General features: G+C 36.8%; 12 protein-coding genes. 10 read left to right on the top strand and 2 right to left on the bottom strand.

The features are described from left to right. Nucleotides 1–672 precede the first annotated feature (672 nt). The 4 genes from epsC (at nucleotide 673) to H8S00_RS03275 (ending at nucleotide 5,631) form a co-directional block, all read left to right on the top strand. The gene (gene epsC, locus H8S00_RS03290; protein WP_021953431.1) at nucleotides 673–1,644 is read left to right on the top strand and encodes a serine O-acetyltransferase EpsC; all 972 of its coding nucleotides are present in this window, start codon (nucleotides 673–675) and stop codon (nucleotides 1,642–1,644) included. Nucleotides 1,645–1,793: 149 nt separating this feature from the next. Continuing rightward, entirely contained in the window at nucleotides 1,794–2,333 is a 540-nt protein-coding gene (gene rbr / locus H8S00_RS03285) for a rubrerythrin (protein WP_021953430.1), read from the top strand. Nucleotides 2,334–2,388: 55 nt separating this feature from the next. Next, the gene (locus H8S00_RS03280; RefSeq protein ID WP_021953429.1) at nucleotides 2,389–3,240 is read left to right on the top strand and encodes a patatin-like phospholipase family protein; all 852 of its coding nucleotides are present in this window, start codon (nucleotides 2,389–2,391) and stop codon (nucleotides 3,238–3,240) included. A gap of 72 nt (nucleotides 3,241–3,312) precedes the next feature. After that, on the top strand, nucleotides 3,313–5,631 hold the full coding sequence (locus H8S00_RS03275) for a PTS sugar transporter subunit IIABC (protein WP_186839984.1): 2,319 nt from the start codon (nucleotides 3,313–3,315) through the stop codon (nucleotides 5,629–5,631). 59 nt (nucleotides 5,632–5,690) lie between these two features. Here the strand turns inward: H8S00_RS03275 and H8S00_RS03270 are convergent, their stop codons facing one another. After that, the gene (locus H8S00_RS03270) at nucleotides 5,691–7,094 is read right to left on the bottom strand and encodes an MATE family efflux transporter (RefSeq protein WP_243053017.1); all 1,404 of its coding nucleotides are present in this window, start codon (nucleotides 7,092–7,094) and stop codon (nucleotides 5,691–5,693) included. 347 nt (nucleotides 7,095–7,441) lie between these two features. Here H8S00_RS03270 and hrcA point away from each other — a divergent pair, with 347 nt between their 5' ends. From hrcA to dnaJ, 4 genes are all read left to right on the top strand, one after another. Next, nucleotides 7,442–8,485 (top strand): heat-inducible transcriptional repressor HrcA, encoded by a 1,044-nt coding sequence (gene hrcA / locus H8S00_RS03265; RefSeq protein ID WP_118588934.1) that lies wholly within the window; start codon nucleotides 7,442–7,444, stop codon nucleotides 8,483–8,485. Between the two features lie 30 nt (nucleotides 8,486–8,515). Then, nucleotides 8,516–9,157, top strand: a complete 642-nt coding sequence (grpE, locus tag H8S00_RS03260) for a nucleotide exchange factor GrpE (RefSeq protein ID WP_118588935.1) — start codon at nucleotides 8,516–8,518, stop codon at nucleotides 9,155–9,157. A gap of 34 nt (nucleotides 9,158–9,191) precedes the next feature. After that, on the top strand, nucleotides 9,192–11,054 hold the full coding sequence (dnaK, locus tag H8S00_RS03255) for a molecular chaperone DnaK (RefSeq protein ID WP_118588936.1): 1,863 nt from the start codon (nucleotides 9,192–9,194) through the stop codon (nucleotides 11,052–11,054). A gap of 117 nt (nucleotides 11,055–11,171) precedes the next feature. Beyond that, on the top strand, nucleotides 11,172–12,332 hold the full coding sequence (gene dnaJ, locus H8S00_RS03250) for a molecular chaperone DnaJ (RefSeq protein ID WP_118588937.1): 1,161 nt from the start codon (nucleotides 11,172–11,174) through the stop codon (nucleotides 12,330–12,332). A 128-nt stretch (nucleotides 12,333–12,460) separates the two neighbouring features. Here the strand turns inward: dnaJ and H8S00_RS03245 are convergent, their stop codons facing one another. Further along, nucleotides 12,461–13,840: a citrate/2-methylcitrate synthase gene (locus H8S00_RS03245; RefSeq protein ID WP_021953422.1), complete on the bottom strand. Its 1,380-nt coding sequence runs from the start codon at nucleotides 13,838–13,840 to the stop codon at nucleotides 12,461–12,463. Nucleotides 13,841–14,041: 201 nt separating this feature from the next. Between H8S00_RS03245 and H8S00_RS03240 the strand changes: the two genes are divergently transcribed. Both H8S00_RS03240 and H8S00_RS03235 read left to right on the top strand, forming a co-directional pair. Next, complete coding sequence (locus tag H8S00_RS03240) at nucleotides 14,042–15,364, top strand: replication-associated recombination protein A (RefSeq protein ID WP_021953421.1); 1,323 nt, start codon at nucleotides 14,042–14,044, stop codon at nucleotides 15,362–15,364. Beyond that, nucleotides 15,365–18,901: a DUF5717 family protein gene (locus tag H8S00_RS03235; protein ID WP_118588938.1), complete on the top strand. Its 3,537-nt coding sequence runs from the start codon at nucleotides 15,365–15,367 to the stop codon at nucleotides 18,899–18,901. It begins immediately after the preceding gene. Nucleotides 18,902–18,929 lie beyond the last annotated feature (28 nt).

The raw sequence follows: 18,929 nt of genomic DNA, 5'->3' as shown, positions 1-18,929 counted from the left end.
GACGTTGGGGTTATTTTGATGGAATCATTTAGAAATCGCCCCTTCCCCGACTTGAACTAAAGAAACAAACCGGGAAAAGAAAGATTTCATAATGAATTCCCGGCATGAATCACCTCTTACCCGGCTGAAACCAAAGAAACAAACCGGGAAAAGAAGGATTTCATAATGAATTCCCGGCATGAATCACCTCTTACCCGGTTGAAACCAAAGAAACAAACCGGGAAAAGAAAGATTTCATAATGAATTCCCGGCATGAATCACCTCTTACCCGGCTGAAACCAAAGAAACAAACCGGGAAAAGAAGGATTTCATAATGAATTCCTGGCATGAATCGCCCCTTCCCCGGCTAAAACCAAAGAAACAAACCGGTAAAAGAAAGATTTCATAATGAATTCCCGGCATAAATCACCTCTTACCCGGTTGAAACCAAAGAAACAAACCGGGAAAAGAAGGATTTCATAACGAATTCCTGGCACGAATTGTTTCTTCCCCGGCTGAAACCAAAGAAACAAACCGGGAAAACAACAATTTCATGATTAATTCCCGGCACGAATCCTAACTTGCCATTGAAACTAACATCGAGCCTGACACATAACCTAAAAAAGAGTTACACATATTTCAAAAATTGTGCTAGTATTATATAAAAGTAACTTAAGTCGAGGAGTTAAATATATGAGAGACGGACGTGAAGAAGAAATTAGGAATATTGTTGGAGAATTGTTGGAAGACTATAAGGATGACAGAACAATCAATCAGATTGAACTTTTTGACCAACCGGATACGGAGGTTATAGTTGATATATTAGATAAGATGTTGAAAATTGTCTTTCCGGGATTCTTCAGGGAAAAAACCTATAGATTTTATAATTTAAACAGCAGACTTACGGTTTTGTTAGAAGATGTTATGTTTAATTTGAATAAACAAATTGCCATAGCTCTTAGGCAGTTGCCGGAAAATCAGAATGCAAACGAAGACGAAATGGCTGAAAAAGCTGAAAAGATTACATTAGAGTTTTTCAAAAAGATTCCTTTGATAAGAGAGTATACAGAGACAGATGTTCAGGCGGCTTTTGATGGTGACCCAGCGGCATTTAACAGAAATGAGATAATTTTGTCTTATCCGGGATTATACACTATTACCATAAACCGTATTGCCCATGAACTTTTTAAACTGTCGGTACCACTTATTCCAAGAATTATGACTGAACATGCTCACAGTCAGACCGGAATAGACATTCATCCGGGAGCAACTATTGGAAAATATTTCTTTATGGATCATGGAACAGGAATAGTTGTGGGAGAAACAACTATCATTGGTGATAATGTAAAGGTGTATCAGGGAGTAACCATTGGTGCCCTGTCTACAAGAGGCGGTCAGAAATTAAAGGGTGTAAAGAGGCATCCGACTATTGAGGATAACGTTACTATTTATTCAGGGGCTTCGGTACTTGGAGGTGAAACTGTAATAGGAAGAAATTCAGTAATAGGAAGTAACGCATTTATCACCAGTTCCATTGCACCGGAAACCAGGGTAAGCATCAAAAATCAGGAGTTAAATTACAAAACCGGAAAAAACAAAAAAGAGGCTTCAGGCATTGAAATAACTGATTTAGAGCAGGATGAAAGCTGGTTTTATATTATTTAGAAAACATGCAGAATATGCATAAAAATAAAATGTGGGATAACCATATAATGTGGAATGCCTGAAATTAATTAGAAATACAGGAGTTTGGGGCATTCTCATAAAAATAAGGTGTGTCGTTGGGCACATCTAAAATATTAGGAGGAAATACTATGGAGTTAAAAGGATCAAGAACAGAGGCAAATTTAATGGCTGCATTTGCAGGAGAGTCACAGGCAAGAAATAAGTACACATATTACGCATCAAAGGCAAAAAAGGATGGATATGTTCAGATTGCAAATATTTTTGAAGAAACAGCAGCTAATGAAAAGGAACATGCAAAAATCTGGTTTAAATTATTACATGGCGGAGCAATTCCATCAACTGTAGAGAATTTAAAGGATGCGGCTGCAGGTGAAAATTACGAGTGGACAGATATGTATGCAGAGTTTGCCAAGGAAGCAAGAGAAGAAGGCTTTAACGAAATCGCAGATTTGTTTGACGGTGTTGCAAAAATTGAAAAAGAACATGAAGAAAGATACAAGAAATTACTGGAAAATATTGAAGGTGATTTGGTATTTTCAAAGGATGGAGATTGCGTATGGCAGTGCTTAAACTGTGGACATATTGTTATCGGTAAAAAGGCACCGGAAGTTTGCCCTGTCTGTGCACATCCACAGTCTTATTTCCAGGTAAAACCTGAAAACTATTAATATGTAAATGACTACTTAGTAGGCAAAGAACCAATTTGACAAGAAGGAGACGGTTATGAAAACGGGACTTGTATTAGAAGGCGGAGCCATGCGTGGTATGTATACTGCAGGTGTTCTGGATGTAATGATGGAAAATAATATTACTGTGGACGGAACCATAGGAGTTTCAGCAGGTGCTACTTTTGGCTGTAATTTCAAATCAAAGCAGATTGGTCGTACCATCAGGTACAATTTAAAATATTCCAAAGATCCCCGATATGTGGGAATAAGATCTCTGATAAAAACCGGTGATTTGTATGGAGCAGATTTCTGTTACAGGCAGTTGCCGGAAAAATTAGATGTTTTTGACATAAAAACATATCAGGAAAATCCAATGGAGTTTTACGCCGTGGCAACAGATATTGAAACAGGAAAGCCGGTTTATCACAAATGCCCTAATGGAGACAGGGTGGATGTTGAATGGTATCGTGCATCTGCATCTATGCCTCTGGTATCTAATATAGTTGAAATAGACGGACAAAAGATGTTAGACGGCGGAATTGCTGATCCTATTCCTATTCATGAGTTTCAGAAAATGGGATATGACAGAAATGTTATTATTCTTACCCAGCATGATGGTTATCGGAAGAAAAAAAGCAGTGCTCTTCCTTTAATTAAGTTAAAAATGGGAAAGAAGTACCCTAATTTAGTGCATGATATGGAAATAAGACATGAAATGTACAACAAAACTCTTGACGATATCAGGGAAATGGAGAAGAAAAAGCAGGTATATGTAATCCGTCCAAATAATCCTATTAAAATTAAAAGGACAGAGACTGATCCGGAAAAGTTAAAGGCTTTGTACGAGACCGGTAGAAAAGAAGGATTACAGCATATTGAAAATATTAAAAAGTTTTTAGAAATGTAATTGGCAAAAATCGGGTATGATTTTCCTTTTTTGGTTCAAAATAATGTTGAATAATAAAAAAAGGAGAGTCATATGAAAGACAGAATTTTTGGTGTATTACAACGTGTAGGCAGGTCTTTTATGCTTCCTATAGCCATATTGCCGGTAGCAGGTTTACTTCTTGGAATAGGTGGCTCATTTACTAATGAAACCACTCTTAAAACATATGGATTAGAAGGAATCATGGGGCAGGGGACAGTTTTTCACGGAATCTTTCAGGTTATGAATGATGCCGGAAATATTGTGTTCTCTAACCTGCCTATTTTGTTTGCCATTGGGGTAGCCATAGGCATGGCAAAAAAGGAGAAAGAAGTTGCGGCGCTGTCTGCGGTAATTGCGTTTTTTATTATGCATGCATCAATTAGTGCTCTTATATCTATAAATGGTGGAATTGAAAATATGCTTCAGGGGGCAGTGGCTGATGTATGCGGAATTACATCACTGCAAATGGGTGTTTTCGGTGGAATTGTTGTTGGTCTGGGAGTGGCGGCACTTCACAACAGGTTTTATCGAATTGAACTTCCTCAGGTTTTATCGTTTTTCGGAGGAACGAGATTTGTACCTATTATAAGTGCACTTGTTTACACTTTGGTGGGAATATTGATGTATTTTATCTGGCCACCGATCCAAATAGGAATAAACTCAGTAGGAAATGTTGTACTTAATTCAGGATACATCGGAACATGGGTTTACGGATTTATGGAAAGATTGTTAATTCCCTTTGGACTGCATCATGTATTTTATATTCCTTTCTGGCAGACTGCTGTTGGGGGAACAATGGAAGTTGGAGGGCGTATTGTTGAAGGTGCCCAAAACATTTTCTTTGCACAGTTGGCAGATTCAGGAGTAACTCATTTTGCAGTTTCGGCTACAAGATTTATGTCAGGAAAATTTCCACTTATGATTTTCGGACTTCCCGGGGCAGCTCTTGCCATGTATCGCACGGCACAGCCCGGAAAAAGAAAACTTGTATATGGACTTTTACTTTCAGCAGCACTGACGTCAATGGTTACAGGTATCACTGAGCCTTTAGAGTTCACATTTTTATTTGTAGCGCCTCTTTTGTATGGAATACATTGCGTTTTTGCCGGCTTAGCTTACGCATTAATGCATTTCTTTAATGTTGGAGTAGGAATGACTTTTTCAGGGGGACTTATTGACCTTTTCCTTTTTGGTATTTTACAGGGAAATGCCAAAACAAACTGGATATGGGTTGTTATTGTAGGAGTGTTTTATTTCATAATTTATTATTTCTTATTTAGTTTCCTTATTAAAAAACTTAATTTAAGAACTCCCGGAAGATTTGATGATGACGAGGTTAAATTATATAAACGAAGTGATGTGGATGCGAAAAAGAAAGGCAGCTCAGGAACTGATTTGGGAGATACAGCAGTAAGTGAATCCGATGGTGTAGCAGGAAGTAAATCAGGCAGCTCAGCAGGAAGTGACGAGGGAGATGGCTCTAAAGAAGCAATCGCTAATGAATTGTCTATTGCCATTTGCAAAGGCTTAGGTGGAAAAGACAATATTTCAGATGTGGATTGCTGTGCTACAAGGTTAAGGTGTACGGTTTTTAATGCCAATTTGGTAAATGATTCAGTTCTGAGAATGACAGGTGCATCAGGGGTTGTTCACAAAGGCAATGGGGTGCAAATAATATACGGGCCAAAAGTCACGGTAATAAAATCTGATTTTGAGGAATTTTTAGAAAGTGACTTAGCAGATACCATAGGAAAAGAAACGGAGGCTTTAAGGGAGAACCATAAGGATAGTATCAGAGAAAATAATGAGAATGATACCATAGAGAGGAATAAGAATGGTACCATGGAAAGTAATGAGAATAATGGGAATGGTATTACGAGGAAAGAAACAAGTATTACATCCGGAGGGAAAAAGATTCTTGTTTTAAGTCCAATTACCGGATTTGCGGATAAAATTGAAAATGTGCCTGATGAGGCTTTTGCTTCAAAAATGATGGGGGATGGTGCTGCGGTGACACCAAGGGCACCGATAGTCAAGGCACCGGTAGATGGAGAAGTGACATTTGTCTTTGATTCTAAGCATGCCATAGGAATAAAGGATTCAAATGGATTAAATTATATTATTCATGTGGGAATTGATACAGTAAAGTTAGGAGGAAAAGGATTCGATGTGTTTGTAAGAGCCGGAGACAAAGTAAAATATGGAGACACTCTTATGAAACTTGATTTGGAATATTTGAAGAAAAATGCTCCATCCATTGTATCACCGGTTTTGTGCACTGATATGAATAACAGGATGACTATAAAACTTCTAAAAGAAGGTGCAGTACAGGCAGGAGAAGAATTGTTTGAAATTGAAATTTCGGAATAGCTGTGGAGATAGGCAGGGCAGGTGAAATTACAAAAATGAAATTTCACCGCCCCGGTTTCCTACTCCACAATTATATTTAGCCAATCGCCTTTTTTCACAAGAATAAATCCCACAACAGATTTAATGGCATCAAGCATACTTATAATAAAGAACATCCACACAATCGGCAGATTAGTGAAATGTGCCAGTAGCATTGCCACAGGTACATTTACCGCCCATATAAAACCACTGTCAAAAATAAAAGTCATAACCGTTTTGCCACCACTTCTAAGAGTAAAGTACGCCGCATTGGTAAAGGCGTTAAATGGTGTGGCAAGAACATATACCAAAATAAATCTTGTGGCAAGATAACGTATTTCTCCGGTTGTGTTATATATACGTGGGAACAAAGGTGCTGCAATAAGCAACAGGGCAGATACTCCAAGAGAAATCATTAAAGAAAAAGTGATCATCTTCGTATCCGTTTCCTTAGCCTCTTTTAGCTTGCCGGCACCAATTAACTGACCAATAACAATAGAAATGGCAATGCCCATTGTTAAGAAAAATGTATTAACTACATTATTAAGAGTGTTGGAAATATTAAGCCCGGCTATGGCCGAAAGTCCTCTGGTAGAAAGTGCCTGTGTCTGCATTGTTATTCCGGCGGCCCAAAGCAATTCGTTAAATAATAAGGGAGTACCGCGTAAAAGAATCTTTTTTACAAGAGAGGAAGGCACATGCAAATTGCTATAAACACCTTTAATAAACCTATATTTATCACTGTGTCTGTAGGTATAAATTATAAGATATCCACATTCAACAAATCTTGACATAACTGTTGCAATGGCAGCACCTATGACTCCCAGTTTTGGAAAACCAAGTAAACCGAATATTAAAAGAGCATTGAAAACAAAGTCAACAATAACGGCTAAAAGTCCTGCTATCATAGGAACCATGGTTTGACCGGCTTCCTTAAGGGTTGTGCTATAGCAATTTGCCACTACAAAAGGAATAATACTAAAAAGCATGATGTATAGATAATCCCTGGCATATTTAAATGTAGCATGGATATTTCCGGAAGCCCCACCTTCATGCAGGAACATATTAATTAAAGGTTCGTGGAGAATAATTAAAACACACATGCTTATGGCAATAATAAATATTCCTATAATTAATTTCATTCTAAATACATTTCTGGCACCATTATGATTATTCTGACCGAAATATTGGGCAGAAAAAATTCCCGCTCCGGACATTCCACCAAAAACTGCCAGATTAAACACAAAAAATAACTGGTTAATAATGGCAACACCGGTCATCTGGTCTGTTCCGATTTTTCCTACCATTACATTATCAAGCATAGCAACAAAGTTAGTAAGAAGATTTTGAATAACAATAGGCAGTGCAATAGCCATAATCATTTTGTAAAAAGCTTTGTCGCCAAAATATTTTGTTCTAAAAGTCTGTTTTCCTTCCGCAACCATTAAAATAACCTCATCTCATTAAATAATTTAAATAAAAACAGCAATAAATAACTGTATAAAATAATCACAATAATTAATTGCAATAGGTAGTAGAATAACACATGATTCCACTACAATCAATATAAAAATATAAATTAATTTTATAGTTTTAAGATATATTGGTAATGTGCATTATTATAATAGAAGAAAAACTTAAAATAGTGGCGTTAAAAATGTTTACAATTTATTAACAAATCTTTTTTAATAAAATTGTTGACAAAGTACTTTGATAGTGATATTTTAGTGTCAGATGAAATATTAGCACTCGAAACTAATGAGTGCTAATAAATCAAAGAAAGGAGATGCTTATGGAACTTAGTGATAGAAAAGAAAAGATTTTAGATGCTATCATCAGAAGCTACTTAGAAACAGGCGAGCCGGTAGGTTCCAGAACCATTTCCAAGAACACTGATTTGAATTTAAGTTCAGCTACCATTAGAAATGAAATGTCTGACTTAGAAGAGATGGGATACATTATCCAGCCCCATACATCGGCAGGACGTATTCCTACAGATAAGGGTTACAGATTTTATGTGGACAATATCTTAAAGGATAAGATGTCTGAGTTAGATGAAAGAGAAAAGAAGGTAACTGAAAAAGAAGATTTGTTAATTGAGAAGGTTGATAAGGTTGAGACATTACTTCAAAATATGGCAAAGGTATTAGCAAATAATACCAATTATGCCACCATGGTATCCGCACCGAAGTCTCAGGAGAATAAAATCAAGTTTGTTCAATTATCAGTAATTGATGAAAATCAGTTGTTATGCACTGTTGTTTCTGACAAGAATCACGTAGTTAACAGAATTATAAAGACTACACAGCAGATTAGTCAGGAAATGATAGTGAGATTGAATGTGGCACTTAACACTGTTTTGGCAGGTTTGTCATTAGAGGAAATCAACTTAGGAGTTATTTCCACATTAACATCTCAGGCAGGAGAACTTGAGGGATTGGTTAATGAAGTGTTAAAGACCATTACGGAAGCTATTGCTACAGAGGCACAGATGAAGATTTACACATCAGGTGCCACTAATATTTTTAAATATCCTGAGCTTAGTGATAAGGAAAGAGCCAGCCAGTTACTTACAACATTAGAAGAAAAGTCACAGCTGACAGAACTTATTAATGAAAGTGATGAGGAAACAGGCATTCAGGTATATATAGGTAGTGAGAGCCCGGTTAAGTCCATGAAGGATTGTAGCGTTGTCACGGCAACATACGAGCTTGAAGATGGATTTAAAGGAACTATCGGTATTATAGGACCGAAGCGAATGGACTACGAAAAGGTTGTTGAAACTTTAAGAACTGTTAAAGAACAGTTAAGTGAGACTTTTAAAGATGATAATTAGTATAAAGTTTTAAGAAAGGATGATTATCCGATGCAAAAGGAAAATAAAGATTTAGATGAGAACCTTGAAAAAGATGTGGCAAATGAAGAAACTACAGAGAAAGTAAAGGAAGAATCTAAAAAAGAAGAAAAGTCACAGGATGCAAAATCACAGGATGTGGCAGAGGAAAAACAGGAGGCATCAGACAAGAATGAAAATCCTGATAAGAAAAAAAAGCGTGGCTTAAAGAAGAAGGACAAAAAAGACCAGCAGATAGAGGAACTTAATGATAAGTACCAGAGATTATTTGCAGAGTTCCAAAACTTCAGAAGCCGAAGCGAAAAGGAAAAGGCAGCAATGTTTGAAACAGGTGCCAAATCTATTATAGAGAAGATACTTCCTATAGTAGACAACTTTGAAAGAGGAGTTGCAGCACTTAGTGAAGAAGATTTAGAGTCACCTGTAGGACAGGGAATGAATCTTATTTATAAACAATTACTTTCAACTCTTGATGAAATGGGAGTTACAGCTATTGAAGCCGAAGGAAAGGAATTTGACTCTGACCTTCACAATGCAGTAATGCATGAGGAAAACGATGAACTTGGTGAAAACATTGTTTCTCAGGAACTGCAGAAAGGCTATAAATATAGAGATACTGTTATTAGACACAGTATGGTAAAAGTTGCAAATTAACTAAAGTTTTATGTTATTTTAGGAGGAAAATAAAATGGGAAAGATTATTGGTATTGATTTAGGAACAACAAACTCATGTGTAGCTGTTATGGAAGGTGGAGAACCTACAGTTATAACAAATGCAGATGGAGCAAGAACAACTCCTTCAGTAGTTGCTTTTAAAAAAGATGGTGAAAGATTAGTTGGTGAGCAGGCTAAACGTCAGGCAGTAACTAATGCAGAAGGTACAGTATCATCAATTAAGAGACATATGGGTACAGATTATAAAGTTACTATTAACGACAAGTCTTATACACCACAGGCTATTTCAGCTATGATTCTTCAGAAGTTGAAAGCTGATGCAGAAAGCTATCTTGGTGAAAAAGTTACAGAAGCAGTTATAACTGTTCCGGCATATTTCAATGATGCTCAGAGACAGGCTACAAAGGATGCAGGTAAGATTGCAGGTCTTGATGTTAAGAGAATTATCAACGAGCCTACAGCAGCAGCTTTGGCTTATGGTCTTGATAATGAAAAAGAACAAAAGATTATGGTATACGATTTAGGTGGTGGAACATTTGATGTATCTGTTATCGAAATCGGTGATGGCGTTATCGAAGTTTTAGCAACAAACGGTGATAATAAGCTTGGTGGTGATGACTTTGATAAGAAGGTTATGGATTATATGGTAGCTGACTTTAAGTCAAAAACAGGTATTGACCTTTCAAATGATAAGATGGCTATGGAAAGAATTAAAGCTGAAGCAGAAGATGCTAAGAAGAAACTTTCATCATCTACACAGGTTGAAATTAACATCCCATTCATTACAGCTAATGAGCAGGGACCACAGCATCTTAACATGACTCTTACAAAGGCTAAGTTTGATGAACTTACAAGAGACTTAGTTGAGAGAACAGCTATTCCTGTACAGAATGCGTTAAAGGATGCAGGAATTACAGCTTCAGAGCTTAGCAAAGTATTATTAGTTGGTGGTTCTACAAGAATCCCGGCTGTTCAGGATAAGGTTAAACAGTTAACAGGTCACGAGCCATCAAAGAAGATGAATCCTGATGAATGTGTAGCTATTGGTGCCTCAATTCAGGGTGGTAAATTAGCAGGTGACGCAGGTGCCGGTGATATTCTTCTTCTTGATGTTACTCCACTTTCATTATCAATTGAAACAATGGGGGGTGTTGCTACAAGACTTATTGAGAGAAATACAACTATTCCTACAAAGAAGAGCCAGATTTTCTCAACAGCAGCAGATAACCAGACAGCAGTTGATATTAACGTAGTACAGGGTGAGAGACAGTTCGCAAGAGATAACAAGTCCCTTGGACAGTTCAGACTTGATGGAATTCCTCCAGCAAGAAGAGGTGTTCCACAGATTGAGGTTACATTTGATATTGATGCAAACGGTATTGTTAATGTATCAGCTAAAGACCTTGGAACAGGCAAGGAACAGCACATTACAATTACAGCCGGATCAAATATGTCAGATGAAGATATTGATAAGGCAGTTAAGGAAGCAGCTGAATATGAAGCAGCTGATAAGAAACGTAAGGAAGCAATTGATGCAAAGAATGACGCTGAAGCTATCATTACTCAGACAGAACAGGCAATGAGCGAAGCCGGTGATAAGTTAGCAGAAGGTGATAAGCAGGCAGTTCAGGCTGACATCGATGCATTAAAGGCCACAGTTTCTGCAATTGGTGCTAATGAACCTACAGAGGCTCAGGTTGAGGAATTAAAGGCTGGAAAAGAGAAATTAATGAACTCAGCACAGCAGTTATTCCAGAAGATGTACGAACAGGCACAGGGTGCTGCAGGAGCACAGGGTGCAGGTCCTGACATGAATGCAGGTGGAGCCGCACCACATGATGACGATGTGGTTGATGGAGACTTCACAGAAGTATAAATTAAAAATATAATGGGGTGATGCCCCTTATTACCGGAGAATCCCGCCCGTTTCAAACGGACGGGTTTTCCCACGAAATAAGATACGCTATTTTTTAACGATGGAAGGTATATTATTATGGCAGATAAGAGAGATTATTATGAGGTGTTAGGCGTTGACAAGAACGCTGATGCAGCCACAATAAAAAAAGCATATAGAACTCTGGCAAAAAAGTATCACCCTGATGCAAATCCGGGAAATGAAGAGGCAGCTGCAAAGTTCAAGGAAGCATCAGAAGCATATGCGGTGTTATCTGATGATGAAAAGAGAAAGCAGTACGACCAGTTTGGTCATGCGGCTTTTGATGGCAGTGGCGGAGCAGGTGGCTTTGACTTTAACAATATGGATTTCGGTGATATTTTCGGTGGATTCGGTGATATCTTTGGTGATATTTTCGGAGGTGGAAGCCGTGGACGTTCAAGAAGCAATAACGGTCCAATGCGTGGAGCCGATGTGAGATGTGGTATCCGAATTACTTTTGAAGAGGCTGTATTTGGATGCAAGAAGGAAGTTACAATTAATTACAAGGAAATATGTAAAACCTGTAACGGAACAGGTGCAAAGCCTGGAACTTCTCCTGAAAAGTGTCCTAAATGTAATGGTCAGGGTCAGTATGTTTCACGTCAGCAGACTATGTTTGGTATGATGCAAAGTACTCAGGTATGTCCTGATTGTCGCGGAACAGGTAAAATTATCAAGGAAAAATGTCCTGATTGCTATGGCAATGGATATAAACAGACGAAGAAGAAAGTTACTATTGATATTCCTGCAGGTATTGATGATATGCAGAGAATCCGTAAAACAGGTGAAGGGGAACCGGGTACAAACGGTGGTCCAAGAGGTGATTTGTTAGTTGATGTTCGTGTATCTCCAAGTGCAAACTTTGAGCGTGATGGTATGAATTTGTATAACAATACCCGTATATCATATGCACAGGCAGCATTAGGTGGAGATATTCGTGTCAAAACCATAGATGGTGATGTTAAATTTAACATTAAGCCGGGTACACAAACAGGAACACGTATCAGACTTAAGGGAAAGGGCGTTTGCAATGTACACAATCAGAATACAAAGGGAGACCAGTATTCAACTCTTGTGGTAGACGTTCCTACTCACTTAAATTCAGAACAAAAAGAGCTTCTTAAGAAATTTGATGAAATCTCAGGCAATACACTTCATGAGTTTGACGATGCAAAACCGGGAGGAACTGAGAAGAAGAGAAAGAAGAAATTCTTTTAAAAATAGAGAAATTCAGATTTGCTGAAAATTAAATCTGAAAGAATAAAGGCAGTTAGAATGAACAATTTGCTTAAACTAACTGCCTTTGTTTTATTTAAAAATGTATATTATTTAAAGTCATATTTTGTTTATCGCTTGTTAAGTGGTACATATGCCGTAGGTTTTGCCACGTTCTTGTAAGCCGGACGGATAATCTTTCCGGCATTAATGATTTCTTCAATACGGTGTGCACTCCAACCTGCCATTCTGGCGGCAGCAAACATTGGGGTATATAATTCATCAGGTAAACCTAACATCGAATATACAAATCCACTGTAGAAATCTACGTTGGCACTAACACTTTTCTTTCTGTTGTGAGCCTTTGAAATAACCTCAGGGGCAAGACGTTCAACATTTTCATAAAGATGATACTCGTCCATAAGATTCTTTTCTTCGGCAAGTTTTTTTGTGAAACTCTTCAAAAGTTTGGCTCTTGGGTCTGATATGGCATAAACAGCATGACCAATACCATATATTAATCCTGACTGGTCAAAGAGACGTTTATCTAAGATACCCTTAAGATAATTTTTAACCTCATCATCGTCGTTCCAGTCATTAACAGTTTCTTTCATGTTATCAAACATTTTCTTAACCTTAACATTAGCACCACCGTGTCTTGGACCCTTTAAGGAACAAAGAGAGGCGGCAATTGCTGAGTATGTATCTGTTCCTGATGAAGATACAACATGGTTAGTAAAGGTTGAGTTATTACCACCGCCATGTTCTGCATGAAGAACAAGTGCCAAATCCAAAATTTTAGCTTCCAAATTAGTATAGGAGCTGTCGGGTCTTAAAAGTCTTAAGATATTTTCAGCTGTTGATAGCTTAGGGTCAGGATTTATAATGTGAAGATTATCATGATAGTGATAATGCCTCATTGACTGATATCCATATACTGAAATAAGAGGAACTCTTGCTATAAGACTTAAACTCTGACGTAAAACGTTTGGAATGGAAGTATCATCAGGGTTATCGTCCCATGAATACAGGGACAATACACATCGTGCCAAAAGATTCATCATATCCTTGCTTGTAGCCTTCATAACAATGTCTCTTACAAAGGATGAAGGAAGATTACAAAATGAAGCAAGAACATTATTGAAATTTTCAAGGCGTTTTGCATTAGGTAGTTCGCCAAATAATAACAGGTAAGTTACTTCCTCAAATCCGAATCTGTCCTCAGCAATAAATCCATTAACAATATCTTCTATATTCATTCCACGGTAGAACAGCTGTCCCTCGCATGGAACCGTAACACCGTCAACCACCTCAAATGAATGAACATCACCTATTTCAGTAAGACCGGTAAGAACACCTTTTCCACCTTTTTCACGTAAACCTCTTTTAACGTTATATACATCATAGAGACTTGGATCTATGCAGGAATTGTTTACGCAACGGTCAGCGTACCTTTCAATTTGTGCCGTAAGCTTATCTTCAGTCTCAAATGAATTTTCATTTAATAGCAATATATTTTCCCTCCTTTTTTTAAAATTAAAATTAAGTAATTGTCATAAAAAAACACAATATGACAATCTATTTTAACATAAAAATAGAATAAACTCAACTTAAGGAAAAACAATAAGACACTTCCTCAATACCGGGTTTTGTGATACAATAAACCCAAATGGCTAATAGCATATTTATTATATTTACCACAGAGGTTTGATATGGACATATTTGATTATGCAAGAAATATAAATAGTGAAAAAGAGTCACCCTTAGCCAGCAGGCTGCGTCCGAAAACACTAGAGCAGGTTGTAGGACAGGAGCATATTATAGGCGAGGGAAAACTTCTATATAGAGCAATAAAGGCAGATAAAATCAGTTCGGTTATTTTTTACGGCCCTCCGGGAACAGGGAAAACAACTCTTGCCAAGGTTATTGCTAATACTACCAGTGCTGAATTTAAACAGTTAAATGCTACAGTGGCAGGAAAAAAGGACATGGAAGAGGTAGTGGAAACTGCCAAACAGAACATGGCAATGAGTGGCAAAAAGACTATTTTGTTTATAGATGAGATTCATAGATTTAACAAGGGACAGCAGGACTATCTTTTACCTTTCGTGGAGGATGGAACAATAATCCTTATAGGAGCTACTACTGAAAATCCTTATTTTGAGGTAAATTCAGCTTTAATATCCCGTTCAATTATATTTGAATTAAAACCTTTGTCCACGGAAAATATTGAAAAGTTAATATATAGAGCCGTTGAAGATAAAGAAAATGGAATGGGAATTTACAACGGAGTTATTGATAAAGATGCAGCACGGTTTTTGGCGGAAATATCTAACGGTGATGCAAGAACAGCACTAAATGCAGTTGAATTAGGTATCCTTACCACTGATAAAAGCCAAGATGGAAAGATACATATAACACTAGATGTGGCAGAGCAGTGTATACAAAAAAGAGCATTAAGATATGACAAGTCAGGGGACAACCACTATGATACAATATCTGCATTTATAAAAAGCATGCGTGGCTCAGACCCGGATGCGGCAGTGTATTATTTAGCCAGAATGCTGTATGCAGGAGAAAGCGTTGACTTCATAGCGAGAAGAATAATGATTTGTGCAGCAGAGGATGTGGGAATGGCAAATCCACAGGCATTAGTTGTAGCCACGGCGGCAGCACAGTCGGTACATCAGGTGGGAATGCCGGAGGCACAGATTATTTTGTCAGAAGCGGTAATATATGTTGCTTCTTCACCGAAGAGCAATTCAGCCTACAATGCCATATTTAAGGCAATGGATACAGTGAAAAATACAGTAACCAGTAAGGTGCCGGTGCATTTAATGGACGCACATTATAAAGGTTCAGCGGCACTGGGACATGGTATAGGATATAAATATGCACACGATTATCCTAACCATTATGTTAATCAGCAGTATCTTCCGGATGAACTGGTAGGTTCAAAGTTTTACAATCCGGGAGATTTAGGATATGAAGCAGAAGTTAAAGAATATTTTAAAAAGATAAGAGGTATTGATTAATTGAAGGCATTAATAGATAAACTGGCATCAGGAAATGCGGTGTATGAAACACCGGATGCGGAAATATCTGAAAATAGAATAGCAGTGGAATTAGAGCAGGGGGAAAGCACATACGGAGAGATTGCCATTAATGGTAAGCACGGAATGAGCGTTAAAGGTATTGTTTTTTCCACTGACAATCACATTGAATTTGAGAACAACCAGTTTAATGGGATTAACAATAAGGTTAAATATGTTGTATCCTCTAAAAATATGTATGAGGGACAGGTAATAAGCGGAACCATTAGTGTAATAACCACTGCTGGGGACTATGCCATTCCTTTTGGCATAACAGTGAAAAAGCAGGTTATAACATCTTCCATAGGTGAAATTACAGCTCTTACGGACTTTGTGAAACTTGTAAGAGTGAGCTATGATGAGGCACTTTTGCTGTTTTTATCAAAGGAATTTAAAACATATTTCCTTAAAAAAGATGACCATGCCCTTACTTTGTATAATCAGGTAATGAGAAATACTAACAGAAACATTGCTCTTGAGGAATTTTTAGTAGGAATGAAACTAAAGGACAAAGTGAAAATAAGTATTTCTAATACCATAAAAGAGTATACGGATATAAAAGAAAACTATGGCGATGTGTTAAATATTTCAAGAAGCGGCTGGGGCTACGTGGACATAGACGTGGAAGTTCAGGGAGACTTCTTCTATGGCTGTAAGGACAAAATTTCCGGAGATGAATTTAACGGAAAAATTGCTGAATATCAGTATCTCATTAATGCAGGAAGACTTCACGGAGGAAGTAATTGCGGAAGAATTATTTTAAGAAGCTCTAACGAAAAACTGGTGTATGATGTGGTTATTGTAAATCAGAAAGACAGTATTGATGAGTACCTTAAAAACAAAAAAAGTACCATCAATATGGTAAAAAACTATCTGGATTTCCGTACCGGGGTTATAGATGGTAAAAAATGGAAAAGTAATCTTTTAAATCTTGCTGAGGAAAGATTAATAGCTAATAAAAATGACATTGTTGGAGTTTTGGCAAAGGCTCAGGTGGGAATAACTAATAATGATGACGAAATGGCATTAGAATATTTAAACAGGGCATCTAATCTTGTTTCCATTAAAGATGAAAAGTCTGTAATTTATTATTGCTATTATTTATATTTAAAATCTATATATAAAAATGATGCTTCCTACACATATGAAGTTAAGGAAGAAATAAAAGGTTATTTTGAAGGCGGATACGACAAATGGCAGCTTTTATGGATGCTGTTTTACATGGATGACAGGTATGATGAAAATCCAAGCCTTAAATATACATTAGTAAAGAGAATGTTTAATAACGGCTGTCACAGCCCTATTATGTATTATGAGGCAGCAAAGGTTATTAATGAGCAGCCGGAACTTTTTAGAATGCTTAACAAATTTGAAATCCAGATTTTAAATTTTGCCGGCAAGTATCATATGGTTGGAATAGAGTTGGCAAAACAGGCAGCAGATATTATTGGCAGGGAGAGGGAATTTAACGAAAACTATATTAATATCTTAAGCAGGTTATATGAGGAAACTGAAAGTACAGATGTACTTTACTGTATTTGCGGTGCAATTATTAATGGAAACAGAGCCAACAAGGAATACTCTAAGTGGATAAGTGAAGGTGTAAAAAAAGAATTAAAAATCACTAATCTTTACGAGTATTATATATACACAATAGATGTGGATAATTACAATATGCTGGAAAAATCAGCATATAAGTATTTTTCATATGGCACTGATACTTTAATGTATAACAGAGATTATTTTTACGCAAATCTTGTAACTAATTTCAGTGACACAGATGAAATTTATACTAAATGCTACAATGATTTGGAAAAATATGTAACAGAAGAGCTTATGAAGGGCAATAACAACCGTCATTTAAGAGTTATATACAACAGAATTTTAAATGATGATTTTATTGTGGGAAACTTAGGTGATAATATGGCTAAGGTTCTCCATACTTATTGTATCAGGGTTAATAACAGGAAAATAAAGCATGTTATTGTAAATCATAAAGAAATAAAAGATTTCCAGACAGTGTCCTTTATAGACGGAATGGCGTATGTTCAGTTATATACAGATAATCCGGTTATTGTATTTATGGACAAAAGGGGAAGAATTATTTCAGATGTGGAATATGAAATCTCAAAAATGGAAATAACGGCACCGGTTTCAAAGGTGGGAAGCAATCTTTTAACAGAATTATGTGACATTGAAAAAATCATGAGAAATCCTGCAGACAATCCGGGAAAGCTTATTGAATTAAAGGCAATGGTGGGTGCACCGGGACTTACTGAGGAATTTAGGCAAAGACTGATTGAGTTTATTGTGGATTATTATTACAAGGGCTACGATAAAGGAGATTTGGATATTTATCTTCTTCAAATTGATATGGCTTCACTGGATGTTAAATCACGAAATAAAGTAATGGAAGTTATGATTGAAAAGAACTTTATGGAAATGATTTATCCGTATATGGCAAAGTATGGTTATAAGGGAATAAGCAATTCCCTGTTAGAAAAGGTATGCATAGAGTTAGTGGCAAATCCTGAATGTGACCCAAATGACTATGTGGAAGAAATGTGTGCCAGTGCATTTAGAAACGGATGCAGGGATGAGGGAGTATTAAGGTTCCTTGGAAAATACTATGAGGCAGGAAGTCTTGAACTTTACCAGTTGTACCTTGCCATTAAAGCAAAAGGCATAAAGGATAATACAATGGCTGAACGTCTCTTGGTGCAGTATATTTTTGAAGGAAATACAGAAAACAAAATATATGATATTTATATGTCTTATTTAGAAGAAGCAACATCTACAGTTATAAGAAAGGCATTTTACACATATGTGACATACAACTACTTTATTAAGAAGGTGCAATGTCCGGATGTGGTGTGGGAAATTCTTGAGCAGGAATATGACAACGGATTAAACACACCGGTTATATGTAGTATTGCTTTTGTGGAGGCTATGTCTAAAAAAACAAGCCTTACTGAAAGACAGATTAAGATTCTTCAGTCATTAATAGAAACATTGGCAAAGAATAATATTAATTTTGAGTTTTATAAGAAGTTTAATAAGTGGTTTAAGATACCATTTAATCTTGTGGACAAAACCATAATTGATTTTAGAACAAATCCAAAACACAGGGTAGATATTACCTATAGCATAAAGACTCCTGAGGGACGTACAAAGAAAGTTACGGAAGAAATGGGAAGCATTTATCAGGGAATATTTACTAAGGAAATAATTATGTTTTATGGTGAAGAAATTGACTACAGCATTAAGGAGTATTCAGATGAAGACCCTGATGGAAAGGTAGTGGATAATTATTCCGTAAGAATAACAGAAAAAAATATTTACAACGATGAGTCACGTTTTGGAATGATAAATGGAATGATGATTTGCAGGGCTTTAGGAAGAGAGGATGCGGCAAGGGAGATAATGCAGTCATATGCTCTTTGTAAGGAAGCAGGCAAAGAAATCTTTAAGCTTTTATAAATTACATCGGAAATTAAGCTGGTACTAG

The sequence above is a fragment of the Eubacterium segne genome, from assembly GCF_014287775.1.
Taxonomy (GTDB): domain Bacteria; phylum Bacillota; class Clostridia; order Lachnospirales; family Lachnospiraceae; genus Eubacterium_G; species Eubacterium_G segne.
Note: the sequence above shows the minus strand (reverse complement) of the source record. Positions and strands in the feature narration are given on the sequence as shown.

Bases quoted from the DNA above. Each gene is read 5' to 3' on its own strand.
- epsC (WP_021953431.1), top strand. From the start codon at position 673: ATGAGAGACGGACGTGAAGAAGAAATTAGGAATATTGTTGGAGAATTG.
- rbr (WP_021953430.1), top strand. From the start codon at position 1,794: ATGGAGTTAAAAGGATCAAGAACAGAGGCAAATTTAATGGCTGCATTT.
- H8S00_RS03280 (WP_021953429.1), top strand. From the start codon at position 2,389: ATGAAAACGGGACTTGTATTAGAAGGCGGAGCCATGCGTGGTATGTAT.
- H8S00_RS03275 (WP_186839984.1), top strand. From the start codon at position 3,313: ATGAAAGACAGAATTTTTGGTGTATTACAACGTGTAGGCAGGTCTTTT.
- H8S00_RS03270 (WP_243053017.1), bottom strand. From the start codon at position 7,094: ATGGTTGCGGAAGGAAAACAGACTTTTAGAACAAAATATTTTGGCGAC.
- hrcA (WP_118588934.1), top strand. From the start codon at position 7,442: ATGGAACTTAGTGATAGAAAAGAAAAGATTTTAGATGCTATCATCAGA.
- grpE (WP_118588935.1), top strand. From the start codon at position 8,516: ATGCAAAAGGAAAATAAAGATTTAGATGAGAACCTTGAAAAAGATGTG.
- dnaK (WP_118588936.1), top strand. From the start codon at position 9,192: ATGGGAAAGATTATTGGTATTGATTTAGGAACAACAAACTCATGTGTA.
- dnaJ (WP_118588937.1), top strand. From the start codon at position 11,172: ATGGCAGATAAGAGAGATTATTATGAGGTGTTAGGCGTTGACAAGAAC.
- H8S00_RS03240 (WP_021953421.1), top strand. From the start codon at position 14,042: ATGGACATATTTGATTATGCAAGAAATATAAATAGTGAAAAAGAGTCA.